Origin of the sequence: Paraburkholderia sp. CHISQ3 (assembly GCF_030464945.1) — a bacterium.
In the GTDB taxonomy this organism is placed as follows: Bacteria; Pseudomonadota; Gammaproteobacteria; order Burkholderiales; family Burkholderiaceae; genus Paraburkholderia; species Paraburkholderia megapolitana.
Genome location: NZ_JALPRG010000012.1, coordinates 103,956 through 118,515 on the forward strand (window position 1 = coordinate 103,956; position 14,560 = coordinate 118,515).

At 61.9% G+C, this 14,560-nt stretch carries 14 protein-coding genes; 8 read left to right on the top strand and 6 right to left on the bottom strand.

The genetic code is table 11. From position 1 onward, the window contains the following. Positions 1 to 3: 3 nt before the first annotated feature. The 3 genes from rhaS to gnd all read left to right on the top strand — a co-directional run bounded on the left by rhaS (position 4) and on the right by gnd (position 4,469). A complete protein-coding gene (gene rhaS, locus M0D65_RS25940) occupies positions 4 to 1,032 on the top strand; it encodes a rhamnose ABC transporter substrate-binding protein (protein WP_266255148.1) in 1,029 nt (342 codons plus the stop codon). Between the two features lie 361 nt (positions 1,033 to 1,393). Beyond that, positions 1,394 to 3,472: a transketolase gene (tkt, locus tag M0D65_RS25945; protein ID WP_266255149.1), complete on the top strand. Its 2,079-nt coding sequence runs from the start codon at positions 1,394 to 1,396 to the stop codon at positions 3,470 to 3,472. Positions 3,473 to 3,488: 16 nt separating this feature from the next. Continuing rightward, positions 3,489 to 4,469 (top strand): phosphogluconate dehydrogenase (NAD(+)-dependent, decarboxylating), encoded by a 981-nt coding sequence (gene gnd / locus M0D65_RS25950; RefSeq protein WP_091017835.1) that lies wholly within the window; start codon positions 3,489 to 3,491, stop codon positions 4,467 to 4,469. 24 nt (positions 4,470 to 4,493) lie between these two features. Here the strand turns inward: gnd and M0D65_RS25955 are convergent, their stop codons facing one another. Further along, the gene (locus M0D65_RS25955) at positions 4,494 to 5,390 is read right to left on the bottom strand and encodes a LysR family transcriptional regulator (protein WP_266255150.1); all 897 of its coding nucleotides are present in this window, start codon (positions 5,388 to 5,390) and stop codon (positions 4,494 to 4,496) included. Positions 5,391 to 5,526: 136 nt separating this feature from the next. On the opposite strand from M0D65_RS25955, the gene M0D65_RS25960 reads away from it, so the two are divergent. The 3 genes from M0D65_RS25960 to M0D65_RS25970 all read left to right on the top strand — a co-directional run bounded on the left by M0D65_RS25960 (position 5,527) and on the right by M0D65_RS25970 (position 6,861). Beyond that, on the top strand, positions 5,527 to 5,961 hold the full coding sequence (locus M0D65_RS25960) for a VOC family protein (RefSeq protein WP_266255151.1): 435 nt from the start codon (positions 5,527 to 5,529) through the stop codon (positions 5,959 to 5,961). Between the two features lie 65 nt (positions 5,962 to 6,026). Next, positions 6,027 to 6,404: a helix-turn-helix transcriptional regulator gene (locus tag M0D65_RS25965; protein ID WP_266255152.1), complete on the top strand. Its 378-nt coding sequence runs from the start codon at positions 6,027 to 6,029 to the stop codon at positions 6,402 to 6,404. Then, the gene (locus tag M0D65_RS25970) at positions 6,367 to 6,861 is read left to right on the top strand and encodes an SRPBCC family protein (protein WP_266255153.1); all 495 of its coding nucleotides are present in this window, start codon (positions 6,367 to 6,369) and stop codon (positions 6,859 to 6,861) included. The genes M0D65_RS25965 and M0D65_RS25970 overlap by 38 nt, the downstream gene beginning before the upstream one ends. 37 nt (positions 6,862 to 6,898) lie before the next feature. On the opposite strand, the gene M0D65_RS25975 is transcribed toward M0D65_RS25970, so the two are convergent. Both M0D65_RS25975 and M0D65_RS25980 read right to left on the bottom strand, forming a co-directional pair. Beyond that, entirely contained in the window at positions 6,899 to 7,810 is a 912-nt protein-coding gene (locus M0D65_RS25975) for a spherulation-specific family 4 protein (RefSeq protein WP_266255154.1), read from the bottom strand. Positions 7,811 to 7,965: 155 nt separating this feature from the next. After that, on the bottom strand, positions 7,966 to 8,841 hold the full coding sequence (locus M0D65_RS25980; RefSeq protein ID WP_266255155.1) for a helix-turn-helix transcriptional regulator: 876 nt from the start codon (positions 8,839 to 8,841) through the stop codon (positions 7,966 to 7,968). Positions 8,842 to 8,940: 99 nt separating this feature from the next. Between M0D65_RS25980 and M0D65_RS25985 the strand changes: the two genes are divergently transcribed. Continuing rightward, positions 8,941 to 9,834, top strand: a complete 894-nt coding sequence (locus M0D65_RS25985; RefSeq protein WP_266255156.1) for an SDR family oxidoreductase — start codon at positions 8,941 to 8,943, stop codon at positions 9,832 to 9,834. 22 nt (positions 9,835 to 9,856) lie between these two features. On the opposite strand, the gene M0D65_RS25990 is transcribed toward M0D65_RS25985, so the two are convergent. Beyond that, positions 9,857 to 11,164, bottom strand: coding sequence for an MFS transporter (locus M0D65_RS25990; RefSeq protein ID WP_266255157.1), 1,308 nt, complete (start codon positions 11,162 to 11,164; stop codon positions 9,857 to 9,859). A 101-nt stretch (positions 11,165 to 11,265) separates the two neighbouring features. Continuing rightward, the gene (locus tag M0D65_RS25995) at positions 11,266 to 12,231 is read right to left on the bottom strand and encodes a dihydrodipicolinate synthase family protein (protein ID WP_266255158.1); all 966 of its coding nucleotides are present in this window, start codon (positions 12,229 to 12,231) and stop codon (positions 11,266 to 11,268) included. A gap of 405 nt (positions 12,232 to 12,636) precedes the next feature. Between M0D65_RS25995 and M0D65_RS26000 the strand changes: the two genes are divergently transcribed. Further along, positions 12,637 to 13,479 (top strand): M24 family metallopeptidase, encoded by an 843-nt coding sequence (locus M0D65_RS26000; RefSeq protein WP_266255159.1) that lies wholly within the window; start codon positions 12,637 to 12,639, stop codon positions 13,477 to 13,479. Between the two features lie 86 nt (positions 13,480 to 13,565). On the opposite strand, the gene M0D65_RS26005 is transcribed toward M0D65_RS26000, so the two are convergent. Further along, positions 13,566 to 14,531 carry a LysR substrate-binding domain-containing protein gene (locus M0D65_RS26005; protein ID WP_266255160.1) on the bottom strand — a complete coding sequence of 322 codons (966 nt, stop codon included), beginning with the start codon at positions 14,529 to 14,531 and terminating at the stop codon, positions 13,566 to 13,568. Positions 14,532 to 14,560: the final 29 nt, after the last annotated feature.

Consider the following 14,560-nt stretch of genomic DNA (forward strand, 5'->3'; position numbering starts at 1 on the left):
CTCATGTTGAGACCATTACGAAACATAAGCACGGTGGCCGCCAGCACGGCGCTCTGTGCGCTGCTGCTCGGCCTAAGCACGATAAGCACGACAGCCGACGCGGCCGGCATCAAGGACGGGCTGAAAATCGCGTTCCTGCCCAAGCAGATCAACAACCCCTACGAGGTGATCGCCGACGACGGCGGCCTCGCTGCGATCAAGGAGTTCAAGGGCGAAGGTAAGGTGGTGGGGCCATCGGATGCGGGCGCGTCGTCGCAGGTGCAGTACATCAACACGCTGATCACGCAGCGGCAGAACGCAATCGTCATCGCCGCGAACGATGAAAACGCGGTCGTGCCGTACCTGAAGAAAGCGATGTCGCAAGGCATCAAGGTCGTCACGTTCGATTCCGATACCGCAGCGGACGGCCGGCAGATCTTCGTCAACCAGGCGAACGCGGAAGGCATCGGGCGCGGCCAGATCCAGCTCGTTTCGAAACTGATGGGCGGCGAGGGCGCGTTCGCGATTCTGTCGGCGACGCCGAACGCGACGAACCAGAACACATGGATCAAGTGGATGCAGGAGGAACTGAAGAAGCCCGAGTACGCGAAGATCAAGCTCGTGAAGATCGCGTACGGTAACGACGACGACCAGAAGTCGTTTGTCGAAACGCAAGGGTTGTTGCAGGCGTATCCGAACCTGAAGGCGATCGTTTCGCCGACGACGGTCGGGATCGCCGCGGCGGCCCGCTATATCTCGACGTCGTCGAGCAAGGGCAAGGTGGCTGTCACCGGGCTCGGTACGCCGAACCAGATGCGCGCATTCGTCAAGAACGGCACCGTGCAGGCGTTCCAGTTGTGGGACCCGGGTCAACTCGGTTATCTGGCGGCGTATGCCGCGGCGGGTCTCGCGTCGGGCACGATTACGGGTAAGGAAGGCGAATCGTTCGATGCGGGCAAGCTCGGCAAGCGGACCATCGGCCCGAAGGGCGAGGTGATCCTCGGACCGCCCACGACCTTCGATGCGAGCAATATCGACAACTTCAATTTCTAGCCACAGGCAGGGCTGCCGGGTATACAAGTCAAGCGCCCCTCGGGGCGCTTTTCTTTTGAGCGCGCTGCGGCTCAGCGCATTGCAAGCCGCCAGAAAGCTGACACAGGATCGACATCGCGCGCTTTCACACTGAAACGCGCACCGGCAAGATTTTCCATCCGCGCACCGGTTTTGCGAAGTCTTCCAGGTAATAGCAACTTGAGGAACCGCACGCCCACCCGGTTGCCGCCGCACTGAGCGGGCCGGCGTGCAGTTTACGCACCCGTTCTGGAACGAGGCATTACACTTGCTCGGTTACTCCGCTTGTCCTGACGCGATTACCTCGCGCCGCCCGGTTACAAGACGTCCAAGGAGTCGCAGCATGCCGAACCCACCCACCGATCTCGATCGTCTTTCCATCGACACCATCCGCACCCTCGCGATGGACGCAGTACAGAAGGCCAACTCCGGCCATCCCGGCACCCCGATGGCACTCGCGCCCGTCGGTTATCACCTGTGGCAGGAACACCTGCGCTACGACCCGGCCGAGCCGCTGTGGCCGAATCGCGACCGCTTCGTGCTGTCGGCCGGGCACGCTTCGATGCTGCTCTATGCGCTGCTGCACCTGACCGGCGTGCAGGCCGTCGACGAAGCCGGCCGCCCGAACGGCTCGCCCGCGGTATCGCTCGACGACCTCAAGCAGTTCCGCCAGCTAGATAGCGTGACGCCCGGCCACCCCGAATACCGCATGACCACCGGCGTCGAAACGACGACCGGTCCGCTCGGTCAGGGGCTCGGCAATAGCGTCGGCATGGCGATGGCCGCGCGCTGGTACGAGTCGCACTTCAATCAGCCCGATGCGACGCTGTTCGACTACCGCGTCTACACGATATGCGGCGACGGCGACATGATGGAAGGCATCTCGCATGAAGCGGCATCGCTTGCCGGACACCTGAAGCTGTCGAACCTGATCTGGATCTACGACAGCAACCGCGTCACCATCGAAGGCCATACCGATCTCGCGTACAGCGATGAGGTCGAAACGCGTTTTCGCGGTTATCACTGGAACACGCTGCACGTCGCCGATGCCAACGACGCAGCCGAGTTCGGCGCCGCGCTCAAGCAGGCGAAAGCGAATACGGACAAACCGACGTTGATCGTCGTGCACAGCATCATCGGCTGGGGCGCGCCGCACAAGCAGGACACGTCGGCGGCGCACGGCGAACCGCTCGGCGTCGAAGAGATCAAGCTCGCCAAGCGCTTTTACGGCTGGCCTGAAGATTCGAGCTTTCTCGTGCCGGACGGCGTCTACGCGCACTTCCAGGAAGGTATCGGTGCGCGCGGCAAGGCGGCGCGCGAACAATGGCAGGCGTCCTTCGAAGCCTACGCTGCGAAATATCCCGCACTAGCCGAAGAATTCCGCGCGATAGAAGCGCACACGTTGCCCGAGGGCTGGGACGCCGATATCCCGACGTTCGATGCAGACGAAAAGGGCATTGCCTCGCGCGACTCGTCGGGCAAGGTGCTCAACGCGATTGCAAAGCGCCTGCCGTGGATGATCGGCGGCTCAGCCGATCTGTCGCCGTCGACGAAGACCGACATGAAGTTCGAAGGCGCCGGTAGTTTCGAAGCGGACAGCTACGGCGGACGCAACCTGCACTTCGGCATTCGCGAGCACGTGATGGGTTCGATCTGCAACGGCATCGCGCTGTCGAACCTGCGGCCTTACGGTTCGACGTTCCTGATTTTCAGCGACTACATGAAGCCGCCGATCCGCCTGTCCGCGCTCATGGAAGTCAATGTGATCTACGTCTTCACGCACGACTCGATCGGTGTCGGCGAAGACGGTCCCACGCACCAGCCGATCGAACAGCTCGCCTCGCTGCGCGCGGTGCCCGGTCTCACGACGCTGCGCCCAGGAGACGCGAACGAAGTCGCCGAAGCATGGCGCGTCGCGCTGTCGAATCCGCGCGTGCCGGCCTGCATCGTGGTGTCGCGCCAGGCGCTGCCCACGTTCGACCGCACGAAGTACGCTGCGGCTAGCGGCGTGCGACGCGGTGCTTACGTGCTTGCAGACGCGCCCGACGGCCGCAAGCCGGAGGTGATCCTGATGGGCACGGGCAGCGAAATGTCGCTGTGCGTCGGCGCGTATGAGAAGCTAAAGAGCGAAGGCATCGCGGCGCGCGTCGTGTCGATGCCGTCGTGGGACATCTTCGAGAAGCAGGATGACGCGTATAAAGAGTCGGTGCTGCCGGCCGCTGTCGACGCGCGGGTCGCGGTCGAACAGGCGGGCGTACTCGGTTGGGATCGCTATGTGGGCCGTCTCGGCTCGCTGATCGCGATGCATACATTCGGCGCGTCGGCGCCGCTGAAGGCGCTGCAAACGAAGTTCGGCTTCACGCCGGACCACGTCTACGAAGCGGCGAAGCAGCAGCTCGCGCGGGTTCGGCAATCCAGTTAACGAGGGGGAAGACATTATGCAGATCGGTATCGTGGGATTGGGACGGATGGGCGGCAACATCGGCCGCCGGTTGATGCGCAACGGGCATACGTGCGTGGTCTACGATCACAGCCCGGAAGCCACCGAGGCGCTCGTGAAGGAAGGCGCGACCGGTTCGAGCGACCTGGGCGGCCTCGTGAAGGGACTCGCTGCACCGCGCGTGATCTGGTTAATGCTCCCGGCCGGCAAGATCACCGAAGACACGCTGAACGACCTGTACCCGATCCTGAGCCCCGACGACGTCGTGATCGACGGCGGCAACAGTTTCTACAAGGACGACATCCGCCGTGCGGTGCGCTTCAAGGAGAAGGGCATTCACTACGTCGACGTCGGTACGTCGGGCGGTGTGTGGGGCCTCGAGCGCGGCTATTGCATGATGATCGGCGGCGAGGAAGAGGTGGTGCACCGGCTCGATCCGATTCTCTCGACGCTCGCGCCCGGCGCCGGTAACGTGCCGCTCACACCGGGCCGCGAAGGCCGCGATACGCGCGTGCAGAACGGCTATATGCACACCGGGCCGACCGGCTCGGGCCACTTCGTGAAGATGGTCCACAACGGTATCGAGTACGGGTTGATGCAGGCTTATGCCGAAGGCTTCGACATCCTGAAGCACAAGGCATCGACCGAGTTGCCCGAAAGCGAACGCTTCAGCCTCGATCTTGCGGACGTGGCCGAAGTGTGGCGGCGCGGCAGTGTCGTGTCGTCGTGGTTGCTCGACCTCACGGCCGGCGCGCTCGCGAAAGACGGTGCGCTCGGCAACTATTCGACCGAGGTGGCGGACAGCGGCGAAGGACGCTGGACGATCGAAGCTGCAATCGAAGAGGCGGTGCCGGCGCAGGTGTTGTCGGCGGCGTTGTATACGCGGTTTCGTTCGCGTGACGACGAGTCGTTTGCCGAGCGCATGCTCTCGGCGATGCGCTTCGGCTTCGGCGGGCATCACGAGTTTTCGCCGAAGTAACGACGTAAAGCTTTGGGTGGGGTTTTATCGCCGGCGATTTTTGCCGGCGAGCGCCTGCGCGGCCTCCGCGATGCACTCGCCGAGCCGCGCGGCGGGTGCTTCAGCGGCACGGCGCCGCCGCTCCACCAGCACGATCTCGCGCTCGAAGGTCTCGCCACCGAGCGCGAGCGCCTTGACCGTGCGCGGCAACGCACCGAATGCGGCGGCCAGCGGCACGAGCGCGACACCGGCGCCGCGCGCCACCAGTTGCACGATCCCCAGCAATTCGTTGAGTTCGATCGATTCGGACACGTTCACGCGCAGGCGCCGCAGAAATCGATCAACCTGACCGCCGCCGAATGAACGACGGTCATAGCGAATGAACGGCTCCGACGCGAGCAATTCGCGCCAGGGCTTGCGCGCCAGCCGCGCGGGCACGAGCAGCACGAACGGCTCCGTGACGAGCGTCCGGCATTCGAGATCCGGCGGCAGCGAGAACGGCGGCTTGATGATGACGGCGAGATCGAGTTCGCCGGCATCGACCTGGCCGAGCAGGTTCAGCGATACACCTGGTACGATGCGCAGCCGCCAGCTGGGCCAGTCTTTACGAAAATTTGCCAGTGCGTCGGCCATGAAGGTCGGCTGGACGGAGGCGATTGCGCCAACTGTCAGCGTGCCGCCGCGCTCCGCCGCGTGCGCGGTATGGCCACCGAGCTGCGCGTACAACGACAGCAGATCGTCGGCGAGGGCGAGCGTTTCGCGGCCGGCGTCGTTGAGCGTCGCAGAACGCCCGGTGCGATCGAACAGCGCGAAGCCGAGATTCTTTTCGAGCCGCTGCATCTGCGCGCTGACCGCCGACTGGGTCAGCCCGATCCGCTCGCCGGCCGCGGCGAAAGTGCCGTGCTGCGCAACGGCGACGAAGGTTTTGAGTTCCCGGAGCATCGCGGATTCATCGATTTTGTTGGTGGTCAGATCGAAAATATATCGCTTTTCAGCAATTTTGTTCGTACATAAACTGGCTGTCATTGACTCCGCCCGGAGTTACAAACCACTCCCCACCGCTACCAGGATCTTCGACATGAGCGATTCCACCGCCGTCATTCCGCCGTTCCATCTGGCATTTCCGGTCCACAGCCTGGCGGCTGCCCGCGAGTTCTATGGCGATCTGCTCGGTTGCCCCGAAGGCCGTAGCTCGCCGGAATGGGTGGACTTCGATTTCTACGGGCACCAGATCGTCGCGCATCTCTCACCCGAAGAAACGGGCCACCGCACGACGAACGCGGTAGACGGCCATGCGGTGCCGGTACGCCATTTCGGCGTCGTGCTGTCGGTGCCGCAATGGCAGACGCTGGCGGACAAGCTGCAGGCGGCGAACACCGCGTTCGTGATCGAGCCGCATATCCGCTTCAAGGGCGAAGTCGGCGAGCAGGCGACGATGTTCTTCCTCGATCCGTCGGGTAATGCGGTCGAGATCAAGGCGTTTGCGAATATGGCGTCGTTGTTCGCGAAGTAAAGGACTGGCACGCGCCGGCGCCAACAGACTTTCCTCTCCACCACAGTTGGTCTATAGTTAGCCACATGGCTAACTATCAGGCTGGCGTCAGCGACATCTTCCACGCTCTCTCCGATCCGACCCGGTGCGCGATCGTTAGCGCGCTCTGCCGGGGCGAGCAGGCGGTATCCGTGCTTGCAGCGCCATTCGACATGGCGCTGCCGTCGTTCATGAAGCATGTTTCGTTGCTCGAGCGCAGCGGCCTGATCCGGACGCGAAAGGCGGGGCGCACGCGCACCTGCGAGCTGATGCAAGGCAGATTGTCGGAAGCCGAGCAGTGGATAGCAGGTCAGCGAGCCATATGGGAAGCGCGATCCGACCGCATGGTCGGTTTCGTCGAACGTCTTCATGAAGAGGAGCAACGTCGTGCCAGTAAACCCCGCAAACCACGCCGAACCCGCTGAAAGCAACGACCTCGTCATCTCGCGCGTGCTGCGCGCGCCGCGCACCGCGTTGTGGCGCGCCTGGACAGAACCCGATCTGCTCAAGGAATGGTGGTGCCCGCGACCGTGGACCACCGAGGTGCTCGCCTTCGATTTACGCCCCGGCGGCGCGTTTCATACCCTCATGCGCGGTCCCGACGGCGGCACCAGTGACAACCCCGGTTGCTTTCTCGAGATCGTGCCGCAAGCGCGCCTCGTGTTTACGTCGATGCTGACCGCGCAGTGGCGACCCAATACACCGTGGCTTGGCTTCACCGCGATCATCACGATGGCCGACGAAGGCGCGGGCAGCCGCTACGAAGCGCGTGTCATGCATCCGGATAACGCCACGCGCGAGCGCCACGAAACACTTGGGTTCTTCGATGGCTGGAATACCTGCATCACGCAACTCGACGATTTCGCGTCCGCGTTGCGTTGAGCAGGGATCTATCCGGACAAAACCCAGCCGGATCGCGCTAGTTGTGGCTCAACGTATTCGCGTACGTGACTTCCGAGTTGAGATAGCTCGGCATTTGCGCCCATGGGTTGAGCGACGTTCCGACCATGTACGCATCGGTTGCATCGACATAGCCTGCGTAGCGCTGGAGCGCCGTATCGAGCACGGAAGACCAGGTGGCCTGGCTGGTGTTGTAGACCAGATGCCAGAAGCTCGTCGAATCGTACTGCGTGCCCAGCGCATATGTACCGTTGACGATCACATTGCCGCCAACCCAGCCATACTTCCAGCCGACATCGACGGCATTGGTCATGTAGTGATCGGCCGTGTCTTCAAACGTGACGAACACGTCCGCCGCGCGATGGGCCGGATCGAGGTAGCAGTCGCTGACGGCGGTGCCGATGTTGATCACTTCAAGGCTCTGCGCGCTGGTGGGATATTTCGACCAGACGTATTCGCGCAGCGTGCGGTAGTAATCGCGGTATTGCATCGAACCGGCGGTCGGGCCGCAATCGGCGATACCTTCGTCGAAGAAGATGCCATCGTAATGCACCGCGCCGTTACGCGGCGCGAGATACCGGTCGATACTGGCTTCGACATCCGCGACGGACCGGGCGCCGTGAGTCGTATGCACGTAGCCGATCACCTTGACGTGTTCGCCGCTCGCCGCGATCCTGGCGCGCAGGAGGTCGGCATCATGATCGAGAATGGATTCGTCGGCGTCGCCGTTGGCAATATTGACGATCACGATGGACGGCGGCACAGGCATCTTCACCGGGTCTTCCATCGTCGTGAGGAAAGGGTCGCCAGGAAAGACATAGGCTGGAACCGCGACTTCGATGCCGGTGCTTTGGGCGGCCATCGCGATGTTCGGGAAAATAAAATCCGTCGCACCGAGTGCGCATAAAGCGACTGCTGCGTATTTGTTCATGAGGGGTTTCATCCGGAAGAGGCGCCGCAAAGGTGGCTGGAAAATCGGGTCGCACGTCGCAGGCATTCTGACTGACGACGAACTTCACGAAGGCGATGTTTGACAGTCTGTTACGATTCGCGCGCGCTATCCGGTCCAGTCCAATCCCGTTCGATTCACGCAGCATCTTCCATGCTGACGACGCTATTCGCACGGCGAGCAATCAGCAATTTGATGCGTTCGACATCGGCCGGTGTGGCGGGTGTGTAGGTCACGAGGCTCAGATCGGGATGCCCGTGCACCGCAAAGACCGAATACTCCAGCGCGATCGGTCCAACCAGCGGATGACGAATCTGTTTCGTGCTGCTGTCGTGTGCGCGAACATCGTTGTCGCGCCATATCGCCGCGAACTCGGGGCTCAGCCGGTGGAGTTCGTCGACAAGAGCCTGCACCTTCTGCGTCGTCCCCGCACGCACGGTATCGGCCCGGAACGCCGCGACCGCAAAGCGCGCGACGCGGTTCCAGTCGGGCTGCGCGGCGCGCACGGCAGGATCGAAAAAAATGCGGCGCAGGACGTTGCGCTGCTCGGGCGGGAACACTTCGTAGTCGGTGAGGGTCACGAGCGCCGCGCGGTTCCACGCGACGATGTCCCACGTCGAGGTTCGCACCACGGCCGGGCTGAATTCCATTGAATCGAGCACGTGTTGCAGCCGCGGTAGTGTGCTGTCGGCTGCATCGTCGCGAGGCTCGGCGTGTCCGGAAAGGCCCGGTGCACGCCCAAGTCCCAGCAGAAAGACATATTCGCGCTCGACATCGGTCAGCATCAGCGCCCGGGCAATGCGCTCGAGCACCTCGGCGGAAGGCGCACCGCCGCGTCCCTGTTCGAGCCACGTGTACCACGTCGCGCTGACATGGGCGCGCTGGGCAACTTCCTCGCGCCGCAATCCCGGCGTGCGCCGACGCGCGGTGGAGAACCCTAAAGCCGCCGGGTCGAGTTTCGTGCGGCGATCCTTGAGGTAGGCTCCAAGCAGATTTTCGTTTGCGTCCGCCATGCTCATCCTGTTAGTCCGTATACCCCTAAAACGTCACGGCTTCATCGTGTGCGGTGACGCGTAGATAGTAATCCTTCGTCTCAATCCGGAGGTTGCACGATGCGCGTCTTTGTTACTGGAGCAAATGGATTTGTCGGCTCGGCCGTGGTCAACGAACTTCTTTCCGCCGGCCATCACGTGCTGGGTCTGGTGCGTTCGGAGGCCGCGGCGCACTCGCTTGCATCGCGGGGAGGCGAGGCCTTGTATGGCTCGCTTGAAGATCTCGATAGTTTGAGAAACGGTGTGGCCGCCACGGACGGCGTCATTCACACCGCGTTCAATCACGACATGTCGAAGTTCGCCGAAAACAGCGAAGTGGAACGACGTGCGATCGAGGCGATCGGTGCTGCGCTGGCCGGCTCCGATCGTCCGCTGCTGGTTTCGTCGGGCGTCGCGCTGCTCGCACCCGGTCGTCTCGCGACCGAGGACGATACGCGCAATCCCGATCCCGCTGTGTTTCCGCGTCTGCCGGAAGCGGCCGCTACGTTGCTGGTGGAGCGCGGCGTACACGCGTCCGCAGTGCGTCTCGCGCCGTCGGTGCACGGTGACGGCGACAGCGGCTTCGTGCCGCGGCTGATCGATATCGCGCGGCGGCTCGGCGTGTCGGCTTATGTGGGCGACGGGCTCAACCGTTGGCCTGCTGTGCACCGGCTCGATGCCGCGCGTGTCTACCGACTGGCAATCGAGCGCGGCAGCGCCGGCAGTCGCTATCACGCGATCGCGGAAGAGGGGATCGCGTTCAAGGAGATTGCCGGTGTGATTGGTCGGCGTCTCGAGCTGCCGGTCGTGTCAATTTCCGCTGAAGAGGCGGCGGACCACTTTGGCCGGTTAGCGCAGTTCGTTGGCAACGATATTCCAACCTCGAGCGAGCAAACCCGGGCGTGGTTGAACTGGACGCCGACGCAGCCTGGGTTGATTGCCGATCTTGATCGGGCGCGTTATTTCGAACGGTGACGCTCCAGCGCGCGGCTGAGCGCTATCTGTTGACGAGCCGCGCCGGCACGAGCACGACGATCAGCAGCGCCGATATCGCAAGCGAAGCCGCCACGACAAAAAGCCCCGACGACAGCGTATGCGTGACGGTCTTCAGCCAGCCAATTACGGCCGGACTGATAAAACCCGCGAGGTTGCCGGTGCAGTTGATCAACGCGATGCCGGCCGCCGCGCCGGTCCCGCCGAGAAACGCGGTCGGCAGTGCCCAGAACATCGGCAGCGCGGTCACGACGCCGACGGCGGCGAGCGTGAGCCCGACCATCGAGAGCAACGCGTGATCGCCGTTCAGTGCACACACAACGAACCCGCTCGCCGCAAGCAGAGCCGGCCCGGCGACGTGCCAGCGGCGCTCGCGCGTGCGATCCGCATGACGGCCCACGGCGATCATTGCGACGAGGGCCGCGGCGTAGGGAATCATCGTGAGCAGACCGATCACGAACGGATCGTCGATGCCGGTACCGCGGATGATGGTCGGTTGCCAGAAACCGATCGCATACGAACCCATCACGATGCCGAAGAGGATCAGACACATGAGCCATACGCGCGCCGACGTGAATACCGCGCGCACCGAACTATGCGAACGCGTGGCAGCCGTCGCATCGATCTCCTGCTGGATCAGTCGTTTTTCGTGTTCGTCGAGCAAGCGTGCATCGGCGACGCGGTCGTCGAGAAAACAGAAGATCACGATGCCGAGCACAACCGAAGGCAGCGCCTCGATGATGAACAACCACTGCCAGCCCGCCATGCCCGACACACCGTGTGTCGCATGCATGATGTAGCCCGATAGCGGTCCGCCCACGAGTCCCGACACCGGATTGCCCGCCATCAGCACCGCCACCATCTTGCCGCGCCGGTGCGACGGGAACCAGTACGTCAGGTACAGGATCATGCCGGGAAAGAAACCGGCCTCCGCCACACCGAGCAGAAAGCGCACGGTGTAGAACATCGCCGGTGTCGTGACCCACGCGGTCGCCATCGACAGTACGGCCCACGTCACCATGATCCGCGCGATCCAGCGGCGCGCGCCGAGCCGGTGCAGCAGCAGATTGCTGGGCACCTCGAACAGGAAGTAGCCGACGAAGAAGAGGCCCGCGCCGAGCCCGTATGCGGCTTCGCTGAGGTGCAGACTGCCGAGCATCTGCAGTTTCGCGAAGCCGACATTCACGCGGTCCAGATACGCGACCACGTAACCTGCGAACAGCAGTGGCATGAAGCGCAGCGCGACACGACGAAACAGTCTGTCGGCGGTGTTTGCGCCGATTGCCGGGGAAAGGGCGGTGCGGATGAACAAGGTTGTCTCCTGACCCGCTGGCGCGAAACGTGTAGTTGTTGCGTGTGGCCGCGGGCGTTGTCGTGCTGCGTCTGAACGTAGGCGAAGCTTGCTGTGCGGCGCTACCTGCCTGGATGCACGACTTCCTCTGCGTGTTCTGCCAGCGTCGCGGCGTCGTCGATATGAAAGCCAATGTTCGTCAACGCAGACTCCAGATCGCGCCGCTGTGCCGCATCGAGTTCGACGAGCGGTGGCCGTACGGCGGCCCAGCCATCGTCGCCCGATTGCCACGCAATCGCCGCTTTCATCGCGGCGATCATCGGAAAGCGCTGGAGCGCAGCGCGCGTCGTATCGAGTGCCTGCTGCTGCGCGGGCGCATCGTCTGCGTGCCATTCGCGTGCGAGCCGCGCAATCGCTTTTGCGTTGACGTTGGCGGTCGCGGTGATGCAGCCCGCACCACCGCGTTGCAGTGTGCGCAACAGAAACGTCTCGCTGCCGGCAAATACATCGAAGCCATCGGGCTGGAATGCATCGAGCAGGACCTCGGTGTTCTGCCAGTCGCCGGAGCTGTCCTTGATGCCCGCGACGATGCCCGGATAGGCACGCAATAAACGTTCAATCAGCGCCGCGCTGATGCCGACCTGCGCAACTTGCGGGATGTGATACAGGTAGATACGCAAACGCGGATCGGCAACCGTATCGATTACGCTCGCGAAACTGCGGAACAGGCCTTCGTCACTCACCCCCTTGTAGTAGAACGGCGGCAGCATCAGCACGCCGGCGCAGCCATGCGCCAGCGCATGACGCGTCAATTCAACCGTATCGGGAATCGCGCAGGCACCGGTGCCTGGCATCATGCGCGCAGTGGGCAGACCGGCTTCGGCGAGTGCATCGAGCAGCATGCGCTTTTCGCGCACGCTCAGCGAGTTCGCTTCGGAGTTCGTGCCGAATGCCGCGAGGCTCACGCCTTGATTCAGCAGCAGGCGGCAATGCCGGACATAGCGCGCCGCCGACGGTGTGCCGTCGGCGGAAAACGGCGTGAGTACCGGCGCGAGCACGCCGCGCAGGCGGGCAGTCGATGCGTTCATGGGCGGTCGTCTCCTTCGTTGGCTGTCTGGATCCGCCAGCGCAGTATTGCGTGGCACAGACCCGCGAAGAAGAGCGGCCCGGTTGCTTCAAACGTTAATAATTTTTGTGTCCGGACCGTTACGGCGCGACTTAAAAGCCCTCCCACCGACACCACGCAGCGGGATTTAGTTGGCCCTGGAAATCAGGATGACCGGTTCGTCTGAAACCGCGTCAAATTTTCTTCACAGTGTGCTGGAACAGGTTTCGTTGGACCGGATCGCTTCAGATTTGAATAATAGGTGAACGGTCGCCGTGCAGCCTTATCGGTCTCCGGTTTTCAGCGCATCTGATGCAAAGAAAAACTGCATCGAATGAAAATTCATTAAACAGCGGAAGTTAATTGATCATCCTCACCGGAGTAAATCATGAGTGAAAAAGTTGACTACAACAAGATCTCCATCAAGACGCCTGAGCAGATTGCGATGTTGCGCGCCGCAGGTCGAATTGCCGCGCAGGTTTTGCAGGACTTGACGCCGCACGTTCAACCCGGGGTTACCTCACGGCAGATCAATAATATTGCGTATGACCTTATCGTGAACAAGTACGGCGCGGAGATTGACCGCGAAGACCTGGCCGGCTACGACTCCAGCGAGTATGCGTGCATTTCCATCGCTCATAATGAAAACGCTTTTAGCGGTGAGCCGAGCGATATTCCGTTAAAGCGCGGCGATCTTTTCGGCGTTGATGTCAGCATAAAGAAAGAAGGCTGGTGTGGCGACACGCAGCGCATGTGGATTGTGGGTGAGGAAACGAGTTCGGAAGCGCGTCTGTTGATGTCAGTGGGGTATCAGGCAATGTGCCTCGGCATTAGTCTGGTGCGTCCAGGTGCGAAACTTCAGGACATCGCAATCAGGGTGCAGGAGTATGTCGAATCGTTTGGTTTTTCGATGCTGCGAGTGCCGAGCGGCACAGGGCATTCGACCGGCCAGGTTCATGCGGATGGATGGCTTATTCCCTACTACAGGGATCCCCGCAATGAAGGGCGTGTTCTGGAAAAAGGCATGGTGATCACGGTCGAGCCGTTTATTTGCGCGGGTAGCGGTGAGGGCATCCGCCTGCCGAATGTCACCCGTTCGGCACAGACGTTGGACAAATCTCTCGCGGTGTATTGGGAGCATGTCGTCGCCGTTACAGACGACGGTTGTGAGGTCCTCGATTTGCGCGATGGCGAAGACGTTACCTTCCACGACGCCCATAGACGCCACTAGGAGCAGGGGTTGTGTCATTTTGCATTGCGCGGCATCGTGTGTTGGACGATGTCGCGCGATGCGCGCGCCACAAGAATAACCTTGACCTACGTTGTTTCGATGCCCTGTTGTAGCCATAGATAAAGGCAACGTATGGCTGACTCCCTGAGATTCTCCTCTTGCCAGACGAAGTAGTACTCGAGATGAGCCGGTATGCGCACGTCTCCTATCTGCACGAGCGCACCACTGCGCAGGAAAGTACGAGCGAGTTGCTCCCGTATCATGGCAACACCCAAACCGGCTAGTGAGGCATTGAGCAACGATGCAGCGTCACTAAACGTCGGTCCGGGGCCTGGCTCTGCACGGGTAAGCCCCGCGGCTTGAAAGAACTCACGCCAGGACCGGCTATGAAAATGCAGGAGAGGAATATCTTGCAATCTGTCGAGCGTGAGTGGTCCATGCTTCTTCTGAAATCCTGGACTACACACTGCTATGACCTGATCTTTCATGAGTTTCTCGGAGCGGAATCCTCGCTCGTCGATGCGACGGTGCCATATTCCGACGTCCACCGAGCGCGGATCGGGCGGCGTGAAGTCATTGTGCACGGTCAGCGTCAGATCGATATCGGGGTGGAGTTGGGCGAAGTCTGCGAGCCGCGGGATGAACCAGACATTCGCGAAATCCGCCATTACGCTAACACTAAGCTGCCTCCTCGATGGTTGACCTTCCGTCCTGGCTTCGTCCAGCGCTGCATCAATTTCCAGGAGACCACGCCGCAAACGCTCTGCGAGGCGACTGCAAGCTGGCGTAGGAATCATCTCCGAGCCAACGCGAGTAAACAGCGTATTTCCAAGTACCGCTTCGAGTTGCCGGATTTGATGACTGATTGCACTATGAGTTAGATGCAGTTCCTCGGCCGAAAGCGAGAAATTTCTGTGTCGTTCTGCAGCCTCCAGGGCGCGCAGCGCCGCGAAATTCGGACGTATTTTTGCTTTCATCTCATCGAGGTCGTGGCGGAAATTCGGTTGGTTCAACGGGATTATGATGTCGGGCAGAGGTTTCTGACCAGTCATCCGGACTTTGCCTGTCCGGTCCATGTGCA

What these genes read in the sequence shown, in the direction of transcription:
- rhaS (WP_266255148.1), top strand. Translation starts at nt 4, where the DNA reads ATGTTGAGACCATTACGAAACATAAGCACGGTGGCCGCCAGCACGGCG.
- tkt (WP_266255149.1), top strand. Translation starts at nt 1,394, where the DNA reads ATGCCGAACCCACCCACCGATCTCGATCGTCTTTCCATCGACACCATC.
- gnd (WP_091017835.1), top strand. Translation starts at nt 3,489, where the DNA reads ATGCAGATCGGTATCGTGGGATTGGGACGGATGGGCGGCAACATCGGC.
- M0D65_RS25955 (WP_266255150.1), bottom strand. Translation starts at nt 5,390, where the DNA reads ATGCTCCGGGAACTCAAAACCTTCGTCGCCGTTGCGCAGCACGGCACT.
- M0D65_RS25960 (WP_266255151.1), top strand. Translation starts at nt 5,527, where the DNA reads ATGAGCGATTCCACCGCCGTCATTCCGCCGTTCCATCTGGCATTTCCG.
- M0D65_RS25965 (WP_266255152.1), top strand. Translation starts at nt 6,027, where the DNA reads ATGGCTAACTATCAGGCTGGCGTCAGCGACATCTTCCACGCTCTCTCC.
- M0D65_RS25975 (WP_266255154.1), bottom strand. Translation starts at nt 7,810, where the DNA reads ATGAACAAATACGCAGCAGTCGCTTTATGCGCACTCGGTGCGACGGAT.
- M0D65_RS25980 (WP_266255155.1), bottom strand. Translation starts at nt 8,841, where the DNA reads ATGGCGGACGCAAACGAAAATCTGCTTGGAGCCTACCTCAAGGATCGC.
- M0D65_RS25985 (WP_266255156.1), top strand. Translation starts at nt 8,941, where the DNA reads ATGCGCGTCTTTGTTACTGGAGCAAATGGATTTGTCGGCTCGGCCGTG.
- M0D65_RS25995 (WP_266255158.1), bottom strand. Translation starts at nt 12,231, where the DNA reads ATGAACGCATCGACTGCCCGCCTGCGCGGCGTGCTCGCGCCGGTACTC.
- M0D65_RS26000 (WP_266255159.1), top strand. Translation starts at nt 12,637, where the DNA reads ATGAGTGAAAAAGTTGACTACAACAAGATCTCCATCAAGACGCCTGAG.
- M0D65_RS26005 (WP_266255160.1), bottom strand. Translation starts at nt 14,531, where the DNA reads ATGACTGGTCAGAAACCTCTGCCCGACATCATAATCCCGTTGAACCAA.